The sequence below is a fragment of the Amycolatopsis jiangsuensis genome, from assembly GCF_014204865.1.
In the GTDB taxonomy this organism is placed as follows: Bacteria; Actinomycetota; Actinomycetes; order Mycobacteriales; family Pseudonocardiaceae; genus Amycolatopsis; species Amycolatopsis jiangsuensis.
In genome coordinates this window covers 6,446,595-6,464,038 of the sequence record NZ_JACHMG010000001.1, presented here as the reverse complement: position 1 = coordinate 6,464,038, position 17,444 = coordinate 6,446,595, and the positions used below count along the sequence as shown (strand labels likewise).

The window sequence follows — 17,444 nt, the reverse complement described above, 5'->3', positions numbered from 1 at the left end:
GCCAGCCTGCCGCAGCGGAGAAACCACCGCAGGCCAAGGTGAGGTGAACGACTCGATGGTTTGGTTCCCGCCCGGAACGGGAAGAACCCACGCGCTCAGCCCAGGTCGGGACCCTTCGAACGCAGGTCGTCCACCTTCGTCAGGGCTTCGCGCAGCTCGGCCAGCCAGCTGTCCGCGTGCTCACCGACCAGCCGCACCGCCCAGGCCAGCGCCTCGGACCGGGACCTGGCCACGCCGGCGTCGACCAGGGTGTCCAGCACCAGCCGCTCGGGTTGCCGCAGCCGGGTCATCACCGGCGCCGACAGCGTCGTGAACAGGACCCTCGTACCGCCGATCCGCGCGCCCCAGGCCACCTTGCGCTGGTAGCGGTGCTCGGCGTGCCGGGCGATCTCGATCCGCTCGTCCCGCGTCTCCTCGCGGAACCGGCTGATCCGCCCGTCCTCGGCCGCCGCGCGGGCCGCGTCGTCGGCGTAGTCGCCGGTCAGCGCGGGCAGCTCGCCGACCACCACGATCTCCTCGCGGTCCACCGTGACCTCGGGATCCCCGGTGAACCAGCCGTCGGGCAGCCGCCCGCCGAACCACGCGGCCGCGTCCGCCGCCGAGGGTGCCTCGGCCTGCTGCCAGCCACCGCGGCCCTTCCAGCCTCGCCCCATGTGTCCCACCGCCTCGAAATGCGTGTACATGCTCGCCTCCGCGATTACATGATTACAGTGCTAATCACGTTACGCGGAAGCGTCCGTCGCCGGGACGGTGTTCACCAGGGGCGGAATCTCAGAGCTGCGCGACCAGTTCGCCGGCCGTCGTCACGGGCCGCTCACACACGTACCCGCGGCAGACGTAGGCGGCCGCGCGGCCGGCCACCAGCGGACGGTCGGCGAGCAGCGGCACGCCGGGCGCGTCCGGAGCGCCACCGAGCACGATGCCGCCGCCGTGCACGTTCCGCGCCGCCGCGGTGAGCAGCGGCCCGCGCTCGTCGCCGACCACCGCCACCTGCACCGGGCCCGACTCGGCCGCCTCGGCCACGGACAGCCAGTGCCCGGCGAACCGTGGCACTCGCGCGGCGAGCAGGCCGACCCGGCGAAGCGCGGCTTCCGCGGCTTCCCGGTACCGCGCGGCCTCCGCGGGACCGGCCAGGGCAGCCGCGGTGAGCAACGCCCCGGCCAGCCCGGACGCACCGGAAGGGCTCGCGTTGTCCGTCGGATCGGACGGCCGCTGCACCAGCGTTTCGGCGTCGTCCGCGGTGTCGTGGTAAGCGCCGGGTGCGGTTTCCGACGCGAACCGCGTCAGTGCGACGTCCAGCAACCGGGTCGCCTCGGCGAGCCAGCGCGGTTCACCGGTCGCCTGGTGCAGGCTGAGCAGACCGTCGGCGAGGCACGCGTAGTCCTCGAGCACGCCGGCCGGCGTGCCGACGACTCCGTCGCGCGAACTCCGCCGGAGCCGTCCGTCGACCAGGTGTACGTCGAGCACCAGCTGGGCCGCGGCCCGTGCCAGCTCGACCCACTCGGGACGGTCCAGCGCCAGTCCCGCCTCCGCCAGCGCACCGATCGCGAGGCCGTTCCAGGACGCCACGACTTTGTCGTCCCGCCCAGGCTGCGGACGTGCGGCGCGAGCGTCGAGCAACGCCTGCCGGACTCGTTCGAACCGCCCGGGCTCGGGCTCGGTCAGCAGCCGCAGGGTCGAGGCGCCCGCTTCGAAGGTGCCTTCGGCCGTGACGCCGAACAGCTCCGCGGCCCAAGCTCCGTCTTCATCACCCAGCACTTCCCGCAGCTGCGCGGGCGTCCACACGTACGTCGAGCCCTCGACGCCCTCGGTGTCCGCGTCGAGCGATGCCGCGAAACCTCCTTGCGGCGTACGGAGATCCGCTTCCAGGAAGCGGACTATGCCTTCGGTCACGCGCAACGCCGCGGCCGAACCGCGCCGGGCGAGGTGCGCGTAACAGCGGAGAAGCAAAGCGTTGTCGTACAACATCTTTTCGAAGTGCGGCACGGTCCACTCGGCATCCACGGAGTAGCGCGCGAAACCACCGGCGAGCTGATCGTGGATGCCGCCGCGGGCCATCGCCTCCGTGGCCGCCTCGGCCAGCACGAGGGCGCCGGCCGAACCGGTGCGCTCGTGGTGGCGCAGCAGGAACTCCACCACCATCGACGGCGGGAACTTCGGCGCGCCACCAAACCCGCCGTGCACCGGATCCGCCTCTTCCCCCAGCTTCGCGACGGCGTCGGCGAGCACCCCGCCGTCGACGATCGACTCCTTCAGCGGACCACTCTGCTCGGCGAGGTGCTCGACGATCTGCTTCGCACCGGCACGCAGGTCGTCCGGCCGCTCCTGCCAGGCCTCCGCGACCGCGACCAGCAGCTGGCGGAACGACGGCATGCCCGGCCGCGGCGTGGGCGGATAGTAGGTGCCGCAGTGGAACGGCTCGCCGTCCGGCGTCAGGAAGCAGGTCATCGGCCAGCCGCCCTGGCCGGTCATCGCCTGCGTGGCGGCCATGTAGACGGCGTCGATGTCCGGCCGCTCCTCACGGTCGACCTTGACCGGGACGAAATGCGCGTTCACCAGCGCCGCAGTGCCCTCGTCCTCGAAGGACTCGTGCGCCATCACGTGACACCAGTGGCACGCCGCGTAGCCGACCGACAGCAGGATGGGCACACCTCGCCGCCGCGCCTCGGCCAGTGCCTCGGTGCCCCACTCCTGCCAGTCGACCGGGTTGCCGGCGTGTTGCAGGAGGTAGGGGCTGGTCGCGTCCGCCAGTCGGTTGCTCACTCTTCCCACCGTAGGGGCCGCGGCGAGCAAGGGCGAACACGTCCGAGTGAGGGAGCGGTCCCGGTCAGTCGGGCTTCTTGCCCGCTGTCGCCTCCCCGGCCGGTGTGCCGGCCTCGGCCTCGCGCGCTCCGGCGTCGTCCCCGGACTGCCCGGCCTCGTCGGCCTTGTCGCCGGTGCTGTCCGCGGCCGGCTCTTCCTCCGGTTCGAAGCTGGCCGGCACCTTCTTCAGGTGCTTGCTCATCGAACGGATCAGGAACGCGACCGCGATCAGGAACAGGATCAGCACGAGCAGGCCGACCGGCGAGGACTTGCCGAAGTCCTCACCCTGGCCGCCGTTGTCGCCGCTGTCCGGCTGCTGGGCCAGTACCAGGGCCGACGCCGTGAGCGGGACGACCGCCACGGCCGGCACACCGAAACTCATGGACTCACCTTCTCCTTGATGCCTGCGAACAGATCGTCCTCCGGCAGCGTGCTGTCCACCAGCGAGCGGTTCAGCTCGTACTCCTCGGTCGGCCACACCTTCCGCTGGACGTCGATCGGCACGAAGAACCAGCGGCTGTCCGGATCGATCTGCGTGGCGTGCGCCTTGAGCGCCTCGTCGCGCACCTCGAAGTATTCACCGCACTCGATCTGTGTGGTCACCCGCTCCATGACGTCCGGGCGGGCCGGATCCCACTTCGCCAGCCACTCGGCGTACGGCGACTCCACCCCGGCATCGAGCATCGCCTGGTGGAACAGCTCCATCCGGCGCTTGGAGAACCCGTGCCCGTAGTAGAGCTTGAGCGGCTGCCACGGCTCACCCGCGTCCGGGAACCGGTCCGGGTCGCCCGCCGCGTCGAAGGCGGCCATCGACACCTCGTGGGTGCGGATGTGGTCAGGGTGCGGGTACCCGCCGTTCTCGTCGTAGGTGGTCAGCACGTGCGGGCGGAACTCGCGAATGACGCGCACCAGCGCCTCGGTGGACTCCTCCAGCGGCGCCAGCGCGAAACAGCCCTCGGGCAGCGGCGGGAGCGGGTCGCCCTCGGGCAGGCCGGAGTCGACGAACCCGAGCCAGCGGTGCTGTACCCCCAGGATCTTCGCCGCGCGAGCCATCTCCTCGCGGCGGATCTCGGTCATGTTCGCCAGCACCTCGGGCCGGTCCATCGCCGGGTTGAGGATGCTGCCCGCCTCGCCGCCGGTGCAGGTCACGACCATGACCTGGTGACCCTCGGCGACGTAGCGGGCCATCGTCGCGGCCCCCTTGCTCGACTCGTCGTCGGGGTGCGCGTGCACCGCCATCAGGCGCAGTCCTGGTTTGCGGTCTTCTACTGTCAGCTCGTCGGCTCCCACCATCGTCCGAACGGCCCTTTCCTGTGCTCTTATTCCGTGGTGTCCGGCTGTCCCGCGGTTGGCCGCCCCGGCTCCACGTCTCCGGAGCGGATCACGGATACTCGGTACGGACGGTGCTGCCGCGGCTGCGGCGATACCCATTGTCCTCAGGGGTACGACAAGTCCGACCGGAGGCCCGGATTTTGCAGAGCGGGGAGACCGTGACCACCGAGGGCGACGCCGATCCGGCGCCGCTCGCGGAGCGGTACGGCACCCCACGCCGGCCCCGGTCGTCGCGGCGCGGGCGCGGCTGGCTGTTCGGCGGGATCGCGGTGGTCGTGAGCTGCGCCATCGCCTGGATCGCCTACGTCAACCTGGGGCAGACCTCGATCGACGCCGAGCGGGTGGCCTTCGAGGAGCGGCCCGGCAACGCGATGCAGATCACGATCAACGTCACGCGCGACGATCCGGACCGGCCGGGCGTGTGCATCGTGCGCGTACGCGACCGCGCGGGAGCCGAAAGCGGCCGCAAGGAGGTTCTGGTCCCCGCCGGGGCCGGGCACAGCAGGGTGAGCACGGTGGTGAAGAGCATCGGGCGACCGGTGACCGCCGACGTGTACGGCTGCTCGTATTCGATACCACGTTATCTGTCAACCCCGTAGCGGCCAACGGGGTGAAATGCGCGGTGAGCGTCCGCGCAGCGTGGGAATCGACCGGCGTCGACCAGTCATGCCGTGATAGGCTGGAACACCAGCACGGCCCGGAGCGGGCCGTGTTTTTCCTTTATCCCACCCACGTGAGCCCCGATGGCCCACGTGGTGGCCGGCTTGTACACCCAAGCCTGGCAGGCCCTACGAGGAGATGGTGACCGTGAGCGACACCAAGGTGACCTGGCTGACCCAGGATGCCTACGACAGGCTCAAGCACGAGCTCGACGAAATGATCGAGAATCGTCCGGTCATCGCCGCACGCATCAACGACAGCCGCGAAGAGGGCGACCTCAAGGAGAACGGCGGCTACCACGCGGCCCGCGAGGAGCAGGGCCAGGCCGAGGCCCGCATCCGGCACCTCCAGGAACTGCTGCGCAACGCGAAGGTCGGCGAGGCACCCGAGGACGACGGCACGGCCGGTCCGGGCAAGGTGCTCACCGTCAAGTACGACGGGGACGACGACGAGGAGAAGTTCCTGCTCGCCACCCGCGAGGAAGGCGCAGAGGGCACGCTCGACGTGTACTCCCCGGAGTCGCCGCTGGGCAAGGCCCTGCTCGGCGCCAGGGAAGGCGAATCCCGCGAGTACGAACTGCCCAACGGCAAGACCATGAAGGTCGTCCTGGTCAAGGCGGTGCCCTACAGCGAGTCGTGAGGCTTGCCGCGCTGCGCTCGGCGTCCGCGCTGGTTGGGTTGGCTGCGCTGGTTGGGTTGGCTGCGCTGGTTGGGTTGGCTGGGTGAGGGCGGATCGGGTCTCTCGGGCGGGCGGGCTGGCTGGGCAAGGACGCGTCGGGTCTCTCGGAGTGGCGCTTTGTGCTCCGGGCCGAACGGCCGGTCGAGGGCAGTGCTGCACGGTGAAGCCAGAGCCCTTCTGCGCTCGGCGGCCCACTGGCCGGGCTGACAGGGTGACGGCGCACCGCACTCACCAACTCACGCTCCCTACCAACGGCCGGCCGAGGCGGGCACTGCACGGCGCAACCAGAACCCTTCTGCGCTCGGCGGCCCACTGGCCGGGCTGACAGGGTGACGGCGCACCGCACTCACCGACTCACGCTTCCTACCAACGGCCGGCCGAGGCGGGCACTGCACGGCGCAACCAGAACCCTTCTGCGCTCGGCGGCCCACTGGCCGGGCTGACAGGGTGACGGCGCACCGCACTCACCGACTCACGCTTCCTACCAACGGCCGGCCGAGGCGGGCACTGCACGGTGAAGCCAGAACCCTTCTGCGCTGGGCAGCCCGCTCGCTGGACTGACAGGGGTGAGGGCGCACTGAGTTTCGCGGAGTGACGCTTCCTGCTTCGGCAACGGTCGGCCGGTCGCGGGCAGTGCCGCATCTTGAATGCTTCCCGATCCGGAAGCGGCCGACCGGGATACGGCGACGCCGCGCGGTGAAGCCGGAGGCTTGCCACCTCAAGCGCACCCGGCCGGGTGAGGAGACGGCGTGCTGCCGAGTCGGGGACCGGCCTAAGAAGCGGTCGGCTGGTCGAGGCGGCAGCTGAGGTTTCAACGTCCAGGCACGCTCGGCCGGGCGAGGCGGGGTGGAGCTCCGGCGAAGTCCGTTCCCAGCGCGGCGCTCGGTGGGTTTTCCACCGGCCGGGTGCCGGGTGGCGGCCTAACGTGGTCCTTCACTACTGCTGGGAGGAACCCACGATGAGCACCGAACCCGTCTGCCTCGCCTGTGGCACCCAGTACGCGCGGCCGCGGGCCGACTGTCCCGTCTGTGAGGACGAGCGTCAGTTCGTGCCGCCGGGCGGTCAGCGGTGGACCGACCTCGCGGCGATGCGTGCGGGCGGGGAGCACCGGGCGCGGGTCGAGGAACAGGGGCCGGGGATCGTGGGCGTCGGGTCGGCTCCGAAGTTCGCCATCGGCCAGCGCGCGCTGCTGGTGCGCGCCGGGAGCGGCAACTTCCTGTGGGACTGCGCCGCCTACCTCGACGACGAGGTGATCGCGAAGGTCACCGAACTCGGCGGGATCACCGGGATCGCGATCAGCCACCCGCACTACTACACGACCATGGTCGAGTGGGCGCACGCCTTCGACGTGCCCATCCACCTGCACGAGGACGACCGGCAGTGGATCGGGCGGCCGGATCCGGCGATCCGGCTGTGGTCCGGCACCACGCTCGACATCACCGGCGATCTGCGGCTGATCAACCTCGGCGTGCACTTCGCCGGCGGGACCGTCCTGCATTGGCCCGGCGGCGAGGGCGGCCGCGGCGCGCTGCTGTCCGGCGACATCGTGCAGGTGGTCGCGGACCGCACGCACGTGGGCTTCATGTACAGCTACCCCAACCTGATCCCGGAGCGGCCGAGCGTGGTTCGCCGCGCTGCGGAGCTGCTCGAGCCGTACGCGTTCGAGGCGATCTACAGCGCGTGGTGGAACGCCATCGTACGCACGAACGGCCACGAAGTCGTCCAGCGCTCGGCGAAGCGCTACCTCGCCTACGTGCAGGAAACCCTCTGACATTCGTCAACCGTTGGTGTGCACTCCGATACCACCCGAGACGGTGAGGTTCTGGCCGGTGATGTAGCTCGCGGTGTCCGAGGCGAGAAAGGCCACGGCCCCCGCGATGTCGGCCGGGGCACCGACGCGGCCGAGCGGGACCTGCTCGCCCCAGGAGTCGATCATTTCCCGGGTGACGCCCAGCTTGCCGTAGGCGGGGGTGTCGATGATCCCCGGGCTGACGGCGTTGACGCGGATGCGGCGAGGCGCCAGCTCGAGCGCGAGTGACCGCACGAGGGGCAGCAAAGCACCCTTGGCGGCGGTCATCGCGGCCCCCAGCCCCTCCCCGGCGCCCACGGTGACCACGACCGAGGCGCCTTCGCCGAGGAGCGGGAGCACCTTCTGAAGCGTGAAGAAGTTGCCCTTCACGTTGGTGTCGAACAGGGCGTCGAAGGCCTCTTCGTCGGTGGACTCGATCGGGCCGGGACGCGAGATGCCCGCGTTGAGGAAGAGCAGGTCGAGGGAGCCGAATCGCCGTCGGGCCTGGTCCACCACCTGGTCAAGGTCCGGCAGGGACCGCGCGTCGGCCCGCACCACCGCGACGTCTTCGGGAAGTCCGGCGTCGGCGACCCCGCTCACCCCGGTGACCATGACGCGGTAGCCGCGGGAGTGCAGCAGCTCGGCGGTCGCCTTGCCGATGCCGCTGGTTCCCCCGGTGATCAAAGCCGAAGGTGCAGACATGTCCGCTCCTTTCCGTGTCTCCGGAGAGCGAATCCCTCCAGCCTTGACAGCGTATAGCGCTTTGACAGCGACTGCCAGGTGGTCGTCGAGTGTCAACCTGACAGTGCTGGGCTACCCTGACGAGATGAAGCAGGAAGCCGACGCGGCGACGGGCGCACCGGCCACGCTGTGGGACCGGACGCGGCAGCTGGCCTCCCAGGAGATCCTCGAGACGGCGCTGCGCCTGTTCACCGAGCAGGGCTACGAGGAGACGACGATCGCCCAGATCGCCCGGGAGGCGGGCGTTTCCCAGCGCACCCTCTTCCGCTACTTCGGCACCAAGGAAGAGCTGCTCGGCGGCGACCAGAGCCGCTTCGGGAGAGTCCTGGCGGACACGATCAAGGCGCAGCCGGCCGAAGCCGGAGTCTGGGAGGTCCTGCGCGCGGGCGTCGCCGCCGTACTTTCCTTGCACGCCAGCAGGGAACGGGCCCTGGCGAGATTCCGGCTCATGCACGACACGGCTTCGCTGCGTGCCGGATGGCTGGCGAAGGCACTGCGGCTTCAGGAAGAACTGCTGCCGCTCGTCGAGGCGCGAATGGGTGTAGCCCCCGGCGCGTCGGATCCGAGGGTTCGCGCGGTGCTCGCGACGGCGTTCGCTTGCCTGGATGCCGCGTCGATGGCCTGGGTCGGCAGCGACGGCGAGAGCGACATCCTGGATCTGTACGACGAGTGCCTTGCCGCTGTGCGCGGATAACTCGCGGCCCTATTCGCGCGCGGCCCGCTCCAGCAACGGCCGCACCCGTGGCGGTACGGGCGTGGAAAGCGCGATCGAAGTGGACGTGCGTAGCACGTCGGGCACCCCCACCACCTCGTCGATCACGCGCTGCAAGTCGTCGTTGTCGCGCGCCACCAATCGGACGAACAGGTCACCTTCGCCGGTCGTGGCGTGCACTTCGCACACCTCGTCGATGGCAGCCAGTGCTTCCGCGACGCCGCCGCGTTTGCCCTGGGCGATCTCCACCACGGCGAACGCCGTGAGGCCGTACCCCATCGCGGCGAGGTCCAGCTCGGGCGGGAAACCGCCGAGCACCCCGCGCTCGGCGAGCCGGTCGAGGCGGGCCTGCACGGTGCCGCGGGCCACCCCGAGCCTGCGGGCGCATTCCAATACCCCCAGCCGCGGCGAATCGGTCAGCAGCAACAACAACCGCGCGTCGAGCGAGTCCAGCACCGGCGACCTCCCTGCCCGGATTATCCACGGAACCGCGTGCCCGTCGCGGCGTTCCATCCACAGTGGATGGTCAAGGGACGATGGTGAACCCGGCGTCGGCGAGGGCGGCCTCGACCTCCGCGCAGTGTTCCGGGCCGCGGGTCTCCAGTGCCAGCGCGACGTCCACCTCGCCGAGGGCCAGGCTGCCGGAAATCCGCGAGTGCTCGACGTCCAAAACGTTGGCGCCCAGCTCCTTCACGCTCGCCAGCACCGAAACCAGTGAACCCGGGCGGTCCGGTACCCGCAGGTGCAGTCTGAGATAACGCCCGCCCGCCGTCATGCCGTGCTGGATGATCTGCTGCAGCAGCACCGGATCGACGTTGCCACCGGAGAGGATCGCCACGACCGGCGGTTCGAAGGCACCCGGATGCTGCATCAGCGCGGCCACGGTCGCCGCGCCGGCGGGCTCCACCACGAGCTTGCGCCGTTCCAGACACAGCAGCACCGCGCGGGACAGCGACTCCTCGCTGACCGTCACGACCTCGTCGACGAGCGCGGACACGTGCGCGTAACTGACCGGGCCCGGTTCCCCGACGGCGATCCCGTCGGCCATGGTGTGCGGTTCCGGCAGGCGCACCGGGGCGCCCGCGGCCAGCGAAGGCGGGAACGCGGCGGCGTCCTCAGCCTGCACACCCACGACCCGCACCTGCGGCTGCAGCGCCTTCACCGCCGACGCGACCCCGCCCACGAGCCCGCCACCGCCGGTCGCCACGAGCACCGTCTTCACGGCCGGCACCTGCTCCAGGATTTCCAGCCCGACGGTTCCCTGTCCGGCGATCACGTCTGCGTGGTCGAACGGGTGGATGAACACCGCGCCGGTGCGCTCGGAGAACGCGACGGCCTCCGCGAGCGTCTCCTCGAGCACCGCGCCGTGCAGGTGCACGTCGGCGCCGTAACCGCGGGTCGCGGCGAGTTTAGGCAGCGGAGCACGCAACGGCATGTACACCGTGGACGGAATGCCGAGCAACGACGACGCCAGCGCGACGCCCTGCGCGTGGTTGCCGGCGCTGGCGGCCACGACGCCGCGGGCACGTTCGGCGGCGGACAGGCCGTGGATCCGGGTGTAGGCGCCGCGGATCTTGAACGAGCCGGTGCGCTGCAGGTTCTCGCATTTGAGGTGCACCGGTCCGCCGTGCAGCCGGCGCAGGTCCCGGGCGTGTTCCATCGGGGTGACCCGGGTGACGCCGGACAGCAGCTTCCGGGCCTCCTGGATGCGCTCGAGGCTGACGAGTTCCATAGCCTGCGATGATGCCATCCGCCGGACGGCCGGGCCGCGACCGCCGGGAGACCGGTACTCTGATTACGGCAATCACACGTGAGCAGGGAGTGCGCCCATGGCACGCGGGCAGGACCCGACCACCGCTCGGTCGATCCGCGCGACCCGTTCCACCGGCCTGCTGCCCCTCGTCGCGGGCATCGTGTCCGCGGCCGCACTGGCCGGAGCCGCCTTCGTCACGGTCGACGCGGCCGGCTGCGGAGGCCACGCGCAGTACATCCGCCACGACAGCCACACCGAGCTGGTCGGCAGCTGCCTCGACGGCGCCCACCTCCCGGCCGCCCCGGCGCAGGAAGAGGCCGCCCACCACGCCGGCACGAAGCCCGGCGCCCAGCCGAGCAGCTACCGTCCCTGACACTCGCGGCGACGGCGGGTTGACGTCCGCTCGCCCGCAGCTGCTCGTTCGCTGACGCTTGATCCGGTCGGTCACTGCTCGCACGACGCGCGCAGGTGCCGGAGTCGGTCCCGGACGGTCTTGACGAGCCGAGACGGAGAGGCATGAGCATACCGAGTACGCGCAGCTCAGCGGGCCGAGTCAGGACGGCGATGCCGGTCGGCTGAACCTGACCCGGACCATCGGGCCGAGCCGGACCGGCGATGCCGGCTGAATCTGGACCGGCCCAGCGCCCGGGGCAGGTCGGCGATGCGCTCGTTGGCTGAACCTGACCCGGGCCAGCAGACCAAGCCACACCGGCGATGCCGGTCGGAGGAAACCCGGTTCGGCTCAGCCCAGTGCCTGGGTCAGGTCGGCGACCAGGTCCTTTCCGTCCTCGATGCCGACGGAGAGGCGGATCAGGTCCTCCGGGACCTGGAGGGTCGAGCCCGCGGTGGAGGCGTGCGTCATGCGGCCGGGGTGTTCGATCAGCGACTCGATGCCGCCAAGGGATTCGGCCAGGATGAAAAGCTTGGTGCGGGACGCGGTTTCCAGTGCGGCCTGTTCACCGCCTGCCACGCGGAAGGACACCATGCCCCCGAAGCGGCGCATCTGCTTGGCCGCGATCTCGTGGCCGGGGTGTTCCAGCAGCCCGGGGTAGTACACCTGGGTGACCTTCGGGTGCCGGGCCAGGGTGCGGGCGACCAGTTCGGCGTTGCCGCTGTGCCGGTCCATCCGCAGGGCGAGCGTCTTCAGGCCGCGCAGGGTGAGCCACGCGTCGAACGGGCCGGGTACCGCACCGGCCGCGTTGCGCAGGAAGAACAGCTGCTCGCGCAGCTCGTCCTCGTTGGTCAGCACCGCGCCGCCCACCACGTCCGAATGGCCGCCGAGGTACTTCGTGGTCGAGTGCACGACGATGTCCGCACCCAGCGCCAGCGGGGTCTGCAGGTAGGGCGTGGCGAAGGTGTTGTCGACGACGAGACGGGCCCCCGCCTCGTGCGCCGCGCCGGCCAGCGCGGCCACGTCCGCGACGCCCAGCAGCGGGTTGGTCGGCGATTCGCACCAGACGAGCTTGGTCTCCGGACGCATCGCGGCACGCACGTCCTCGATCCGGCCCAGGTCCGCGACGGTGTGCTCGACGCCCCACAGGCTCAGCACCTTGTCGATCAGCCGGAACGTGCCGCCGTACGCGTCGTTGCCCAGTACCAGGTGGTCACCGGGGCGCAGCACACTGCGCAGCACCGCGTCGGAAGCCGCCATCCCGGACGCGAACGCGAGCCCGTGCCGGGCGCCCTCCAACGACGCGAGCGCTTCTTCCAGCGCACTGCGCGTGGGGTTGGCCGTGCGCGAGTACTCGTAGCCGCCCTCGCGGGTGCCACCCACGCCGTCCTGCGCATACGTCGACGTCTGGTAGATGGGCACGATCACCGCACCCGTGCGCGGGTCGGGCTGCTGCCCGGCGTGGATCGCGCGCGTCTCGAAGCCCAGGGCGGAGTAGTCGTCGGCCATGCCTCCCAGGGTACGGTCCTGGCCCGACAATCCCGTCAGGTGGGAGGCCGCCGGCACGCCCGGGCGCGCCGGCAGCCCGCGCCTCACCAGCTCGGTTGCTGCGGGTAACCGCCCGTGGCCGGCTGCTGGGCGCCCTGCGAGACCCACTCCACCGTCGGCTTCACCAGCGCCAGCACCAGCGTCGCGATCGGCGGGATCAGGCCGACCAGCGCTCCGGCGATCCCGGCGCCGATCACCTCGGCGCCACCGCCGACCGCGCTCACGCCCACCGTGATGAGCACGACCGAGACCACCGAGACCGCGATCGCCAGCCCGCTGCCGATGAGCACGCACAACCGGCCGGCCGGCTTGTGCATGAACAGCGCGACGGCTCCGTAGAGCAGCAGACCCGCCTGGGCCAGGTTGACGATCAACGCCACCAGCCCGGGACCGACGCCGCCGGAATGCCCCAGCAGGATCGCACCGCCGACCACGCCGAACAGGGCGAACAGGCCGCCGAGGATGGCCAGCACGCCGGCGATGATCGCGGTCGCGCCGCTCGGCTTCGGCTGCAGCGCGCCGGGTCCGCCCGGGTAGGCCGGGTAGGGCTGCTGCTGCTGCCCGTACGGCTGCTGCGGGTACTGCCCCGGCGCCTGGCCGTAGGGCTGCGCCGGCATCGGCTGGCTTCCCGGGTAGGGCTGCGCCGGCATCGGCTGGCTGCCGGAGTAGGGCTGCTGCTGCGCCGGCGTCGGTTGGCTGCCGGGGTAGGGCTGCTGCGCGGGCGTCGGCTGGCTTCCCGGATACGGTTGCTGCCCGCCGGGGTACGGGTTCTGCCCGGGGTACTGGCCCTGCGGGTTCTGGGGGTAGGTCACGGGAATCCCTCGGCTTCTGCGGATCCGCCTGCGGCGGGTTCGGTCCCCGGTATCGTGCCAGGCCGGACCCCGTTTCGGGGCGGAATTGCGCACTACCGGGGGCGGCCGGTCCTCTCCCGCGCCGTCGCCGGTCCCCGGAACCGCAGATAGCCCAGCGTCCGCGGCGACGCGGCGAGCAGGAGCACGATCAGGGCCGAGCCCATCAGCACGGCACGGTCGATCGCGGCGAAGCCGTCCAGCCGGAGCACTTCGTGGAAGTACTCGGTGTAGGAGATCCCGCCGCCGAGCGCGGGCTCGAGCAGAATCGCCCCGGCCGCCACCAGCGCACCGAAGATCAGCAGCACCGCGCCGGCCACCGCGCGGAAGAACGTCGCCACCGAACCCACCAGCAACGCCAGCGCGGCGACCAGAAAGCCGGCGAGATCGACAAGTGTCCACCGGGGCAGATCGCCGAGGCTGAATCCGGAAGGAATGTCCAGGAATTGCGTGATCGGCAGATAACCCGCTGCGACCGCCGCCACGAGCCCGAGCACACCCGCGGCGATCGCGGTACCGCTGCCGGGACGCCGGGGCGGTGCCGGCTCGGGGGACAGCTCCCGCGGCAGTTCACGGGCTGGGTATCCGTACTGGCCGCGCACCGTGGCTCCCCCTGGACTCGAAGGCGAAACGAACGGCGCTCACCCTAGCCGGGAAAACACCCCTATCGAACGCGATGACGCAACCGGTGCCGGAATCCGGCGACAATTCCCCCGGCTGCCGGAACGCGGCAAGATCAAAGCCTCACATTTCTTGGTTTTCGCCGGAAGAAATTGTGCGGGAACGACGAAGGGCGCCTCCGTGCGGAGGCGCCCTTCGCGAGATTCAGCGGATTACCACTGCGGGGTCTGCCCGTAGCCCTGCTGTCCGGGCTGCTGGCCGTAGCCCGGCGGCGGCTGCTGACCACCCGGCGGCGGGGGGTACTGCCCCGGCGGCGGGTAACCAGGCTGCTGGCCCGGCTGGCCGTACCCCGGCTGACCAGGCTGACCCGGCTGGCCGTACCCCGGCTGCGGCTGGCCGTACCCCGGCTGGCCCGGCTGACCGTAGCCGGGCTGCTGCGGCGGCTGGCCGTAACCCGGCTGCTGTCCCGGCTGGCCGTAGCCCGGCTGCGGCGTCGGGCCGCTGGGCGGGTTCGCCCCGCCCGGCTGCGGGAAACCACCGCTGCCCGGCTGGCCGAAGCCCTGCTGTCCGGGCTGGCCGAAGCCACCCGGCTGACCCGGCTGACCGAAACCGCCGGGCTGGCCCGGCTGACCGAAACCGGGGCCGGCGGGCGGGCCGCCGAACCCGCCGGGCTGCTGCGGACCGTCCGAGGATCCACCGCCGAGGCCGACGAACTGCGCGGTCGCCGGGATCAGGCTCAGCACACCGACGATCAGGATGACGATGCCGAGGATCATCGTGAGCGTGCCCATGCCGCTGGCGAAGCTGTCGTCGCTCGCACCGATCTGCCTCAGCTGGTCGGCGAGCGCGCCGCTGATCGTGGTGCCGACCATCAGCAGCACGGAGAAGAGCGTGAGCAGCACGCCGCCGGCCGCCACCGCGATCGGCACGAACTTGCGGAGCCCGCCGAGCCGGCCCGCCAGCGCCAGCCCGACACCGCCCGCCAGCGCCAGCACCGCGCCGATCAGCGCGAGGATCACGTAGATCCACAGCGTGCCCGGGCTGGACAGGCCGGACTGCTCGTAGAACTTGTCCAGTTCCGCCTGGCTGGGGGCGGAGTCCAGGTAGGTCGAGTAGTCACTGATCTTGCCCATGTAGAGGAAGGTGTAGATCAGCGAGACGAGCGCGAGCACGGCGGTCACGCCTCCGGCGATGTAGCCGTACAGGGCGTTGCCACCGCCACCGCCCGCGGCCGGTGCGCCGAAGGCGGCGGGCTGGCCGAAGCCGCCTGGCTGACCGGGCTGCCCGAAACCACCCGGCTGACCCGGCTGGCCAAAGCCCTGCTGCTGGTCGAAGCCACCCGGCGCGCCGAAGCCCTGCTGCGGCTGACCAGGCTGACCCGCCTGACCCGGCTGCCCGGGCTGGCCGAAGCCACCGGGCTGGCCGGGCTGGCCCGGCTGCCCGAACCCGCCGACCGCGGCCGGGTTGTCCGCGGCGCTCGGCGGCGGGGCGTACGGGATGGCCGGGGGCTGCTGTCCCGGCGGCACCAGCTGCGTCGACTCCGCGGTGCCCTCGGGGCCGCCAAGGGGGTTGACGACCTGGGTGGCGTTCGCGTCACCCGGCTGCGCGGGCTGCACGACCTGAGTCGGCTCCGGGGTCTCGCCGAACGCGCCGCCGCCCTGGGTGGGCTGCGGCGACTGGCCCGGCTGGACCACCTGGGTCGGCTCCGACGCGCCGAAGGGACTGTCCTGCTGCGGTGTGGGACCACTCGGTGGGCCCTGCGGCGGCGGCTGCTGGCCGCCGTCCCAAGGCTGGTTCGGTGGCTGCGGAGCACTCATGTGGGTCTTGAACCCCCTTGACGAGGACGCGAAAAAGTTCTACGCCGCCCACGCTATCGGATCGCGGGCCGGGGCGCGCGCAGGCGCCCCGGCCTGGGATCCGGCGGTTCAGGACTACCGGCCCGCGAGAAAGGCGAGCAGGTCGTGCCTGGTGACGACGCCCGCCGGCTTGCCGTCGATCAGCACCAGCGCGCCGTCCGCGCCTTCGAGCGCCTTCATCGCCGCGCTCACCTGCTCACCGGCGCCGATCGTGGGCAGCGGGGGCGACATGTGCGTCTCGAGCCGGTCGGCCATCTGGGCCTTGCCGGTGAACAGCGCGTCGAGCAGATCCCGCTCGTTCACCGCGCCCACCACCTCGGCCGCCATCACCGGCGGTTCGGCGCTGACCACGGGCATCTGGCTCACGCCGAACTCGGCAAGGATGGCGACCGCCTCGGCCACCGTCTCGTTCGGGTGCGAGTGCACGAGGCTGGGCAGCGAACCGCTCTTGCGGGTCAGCACGTCGCCCACGGTGGCGCCGGAGGAGTCCGGGGGCAGGAAGCCGTAGGAGGACATCCAGCTGTCGTTGAACACCTTGGTGAGGTAGCCGCGGCCGCCGTCGGGCAACAGCACGACCACGACGTCGTCCTCGGTCAGCCGCTCCGCGAGCTTCAGCGCGGCCGCCACGGCCATCCCGCACGAACCCCCGACCAGCAGGCCCTCCTCGACGGCGAGGCGGCGGGTGGTCTCGAAGGAGTGCGCGTCGCTGACCGGGATGATCTCGTCGGCGATGCCCCGGTCGTAGGTCTCCGGCCAGAAGTCCTCGCCGACGCCCTCCACGAGGTAGGGACGGCCGGTGCCGCCGGAGTACACCGAGCCCTCCGGGTCCGCGCCGATCACCGCCACCCGGCCGTCACTGGCTTCCTTGAGGAACTTCCCGGTGCCGGAAATGGTCCCGCCGGTGCCGACCCCGGCCACGAAGTGCGTGATCTTCCCGTCGGTCTGCCGCCAGAGCTCGGGTCCGGTCGAGTGGTAGTGGCTGGCCGGGTTTTCCGGGTTCGCGTACTGGTTCGGCTTCCAGGCGCCGTCGATCTCACGGACCAGGCGGTCGGACACGTTGTAGTAGGAGTCCGGGTGCTCGGGCGCCACCGCGGTCGGGCACACCACGACCCGCGCGCCGTACGCGCGCAGCACGTTGCGCTTGTCCTCGCTGACCTTGTCCGGGCAGACGAACACGCACTTGTAGCCCTTGCGCTGGGCGACCATGGCCAGGCCGACCCCGGTGTTGCCCGACGTCGGCTCCACGATCGTGCCGCCGGGGCGCAGTGCGCCGGAGGCCTCCGCGGCCTCGATCATGCGCAGCGCGATGCGGTCCTTCACGCTGCCGCCCGGGTTGACGTACTCGACCTTGGCGAGCACCAGCGGCTTGAGCCCCCGGGTCAGGGAATTCAGTTTGACCAGCGGGGTGTTGCCGACGAGGTCCACGATGTGTTCTGCGTACTCCACCCCGGCAGCCTAAACGCCGCGGCGGGGCTGTCCAGCGTGGACGGCCGCGACCGGGGTACTCGGGGTGCGCGTCGGGTGCTGCCGGGCGGCGCTCGGCGAGGTCGGGCCTTCCCGGCGAGGACCTCAGGCAGCCACCAAGCCGCGCATCGACACCGGGAACGGCCCGAAGGCCGCCGAACACCGATCCGTCATTCCGTCCCGGAGATCCTTCCCGGCGGATGCCGTCCCGCTTCGCCTCAGGCCGAGCGGGGTGACGGTGTTCGCCCA

General features: G+C 71.3%; 17 protein-coding genes. 5 read left to right on the top strand and 12 right to left on the bottom strand.

From position 1 onward, the window contains the following. Positions 1-95 precede the first annotated feature (95 nt). The 4 genes from abmR to mca form a co-directional block, all read right to left on the bottom strand. Positions 96-653, bottom strand: a complete 558-nt coding sequence (abmR, locus tag BJY18_RS29450) for an ATP-binding transcription factor AbmR (RefSeq protein WP_184784920.1) — start codon at positions 651-653, stop codon at positions 96-98. A 118-nt stretch (positions 654-771) separates the two neighbouring features. Next, complete coding sequence (locus BJY18_RS29445; RefSeq protein ID WP_184783155.1) at positions 772-2,763, bottom strand: thioredoxin domain-containing protein; 1,992 nt, start codon at positions 2,761-2,763, stop codon at positions 772-774. Between the two features lie 64 nt (positions 2,764-2,827). Beyond that, positions 2,828-3,184: a hypothetical protein gene (locus tag BJY18_RS29440; RefSeq protein ID WP_184783154.1), complete on the bottom strand. Its 357-nt coding sequence runs from the start codon at positions 3,182-3,184 to the stop codon at positions 2,828-2,830. Then, positions 3,181-4,095 carry a mycothiol conjugate amidase Mca gene (mca, locus tag BJY18_RS29435; RefSeq protein WP_184783153.1) on the bottom strand — a complete coding sequence of 305 codons (915 nt, stop codon included), beginning with the start codon at positions 4,093-4,095 and terminating at the stop codon, positions 3,181-3,183. Before mca ends, BJY18_RS29440 begins: the two co-directional genes overlap by 4 nt. Positions 4,096-4,274: 179 nt before the next feature. Between mca and BJY18_RS29430 the strand changes: the two genes are divergently transcribed. From BJY18_RS29430 to BJY18_RS29420, 3 genes are all read left to right on the top strand, one after another. Beyond that, the gene (locus BJY18_RS29430) at positions 4,275-4,733 is read left to right on the top strand and encodes a DUF4307 domain-containing protein (RefSeq protein ID WP_221458009.1); all 459 of its coding nucleotides are present in this window, start codon (positions 4,275-4,277) and stop codon (positions 4,731-4,733) included. A gap of 199 nt (positions 4,734-4,932) precedes the next feature. Beyond that, positions 4,933-5,433 carry a transcription elongation factor GreA gene (gene greA / locus BJY18_RS29425; protein WP_184783151.1) on the top strand — a complete coding sequence of 167 codons (501 nt, stop codon included), beginning with the start codon at positions 4,933-4,935 and terminating at the stop codon, positions 5,431-5,433. Between the two features lie 997 nt (positions 5,434-6,430). Then, a complete protein-coding gene (locus tag BJY18_RS29420) occupies positions 6,431-7,243 on the top strand; it encodes an MBL fold metallo-hydrolase (protein WP_184783150.1) in 813 nt (270 codons plus the stop codon). A gap of 6 nt (positions 7,244-7,249) precedes the next feature. Here the strand turns inward: BJY18_RS29420 and BJY18_RS29415 are convergent, their stop codons facing one another. Next, positions 7,250-7,963 carry an SDR family NAD(P)-dependent oxidoreductase gene (locus tag BJY18_RS29415; protein WP_184783149.1) on the bottom strand — a complete coding sequence of 238 codons (714 nt, stop codon included), beginning with the start codon at positions 7,961-7,963 and terminating at the stop codon, positions 7,250-7,252. Positions 7,964-8,087: 124 nt separating this feature from the next. On the opposite strand from BJY18_RS29415, the gene BJY18_RS29410 reads away from it, so the two are divergent. Further along, complete coding sequence (locus BJY18_RS29410) at positions 8,088-8,696, top strand: TetR/AcrR family transcriptional regulator (protein WP_184783148.1); 609 nt, start codon at positions 8,088-8,090, stop codon at positions 8,694-8,696. Between the two features lie 9 nt (positions 8,697-8,705). Here BJY18_RS29410 and BJY18_RS29405 read toward each other — a convergent pair whose 3' ends face one another. Both BJY18_RS29405 and ilvA read right to left on the bottom strand, forming a co-directional pair. Further along, on the bottom strand, positions 8,706-9,227 hold the full coding sequence (locus tag BJY18_RS29405; protein ID WP_184783147.1) for an Lrp/AsnC family transcriptional regulator: 522 nt from the start codon (positions 9,225-9,227) through the stop codon (positions 8,706-8,708). Positions 9,228-9,240: 13 nt separating this feature from the next. Further along, positions 9,241-10,446: a threonine ammonia-lyase gene (gene ilvA / locus BJY18_RS29400; RefSeq protein WP_184783146.1), complete on the bottom strand. Its 1,206-nt coding sequence runs from the start codon at positions 10,444-10,446 to the stop codon at positions 9,241-9,243. A 97-nt stretch (positions 10,447-10,543) separates the two neighbouring features. Here ilvA and BJY18_RS29395 point away from each other — a divergent pair, with 97 nt between their 5' ends. Then, positions 10,544-10,840, top strand: a complete 297-nt coding sequence (locus BJY18_RS29395) for a hypothetical protein (RefSeq protein WP_184783145.1) — start codon at positions 10,544-10,546, stop codon at positions 10,838-10,840. 369 nt (positions 10,841-11,209) lie between these two features. On the opposite strand, the gene BJY18_RS29390 is transcribed toward BJY18_RS29395, so the two are convergent. The 5 genes from BJY18_RS29390 to BJY18_RS29370 all read right to left on the bottom strand — a co-directional run bounded on the left by BJY18_RS29390 (position 11,210) and on the right by BJY18_RS29370 (position 17,177). Then, positions 11,210-12,367 carry a cystathionine gamma-synthase gene (locus BJY18_RS29390; RefSeq protein WP_184783144.1) on the bottom strand — a complete coding sequence of 386 codons (1,158 nt, stop codon included), beginning with the start codon at positions 12,365-12,367 and terminating at the stop codon, positions 11,210-11,212. A gap of 83 nt (positions 12,368-12,450) precedes the next feature. After that, positions 12,451-13,218, bottom strand: coding sequence for a hypothetical protein (locus tag BJY18_RS29385; protein ID WP_184783143.1), 768 nt, complete (start codon positions 13,216-13,218; stop codon positions 12,451-12,453). A gap of 92 nt (positions 13,219-13,310) precedes the next feature. Beyond that, positions 13,311-13,856, bottom strand: coding sequence for a hypothetical protein (locus BJY18_RS29380; RefSeq protein ID WP_312874000.1), 546 nt, complete (start codon positions 13,854-13,856; stop codon positions 13,311-13,313). A 231-nt stretch (positions 13,857-14,087) separates the two neighbouring features. Continuing rightward, positions 14,088-15,692 (bottom strand): hypothetical protein, encoded by a 1,605-nt coding sequence (locus BJY18_RS29375; RefSeq protein ID WP_184783142.1) that lies wholly within the window; start codon positions 15,690-15,692, stop codon positions 14,088-14,090. A gap of 114 nt (positions 15,693-15,806) precedes the next feature. Continuing rightward, positions 15,807-17,177: a cystathionine beta-synthase gene (locus BJY18_RS29370; protein ID WP_184783141.1), complete on the bottom strand. Its 1,371-nt coding sequence runs from the start codon at positions 17,175-17,177 to the stop codon at positions 15,807-15,809. Between the last annotated feature and the right edge of the window lie 267 nt (positions 17,178-17,444).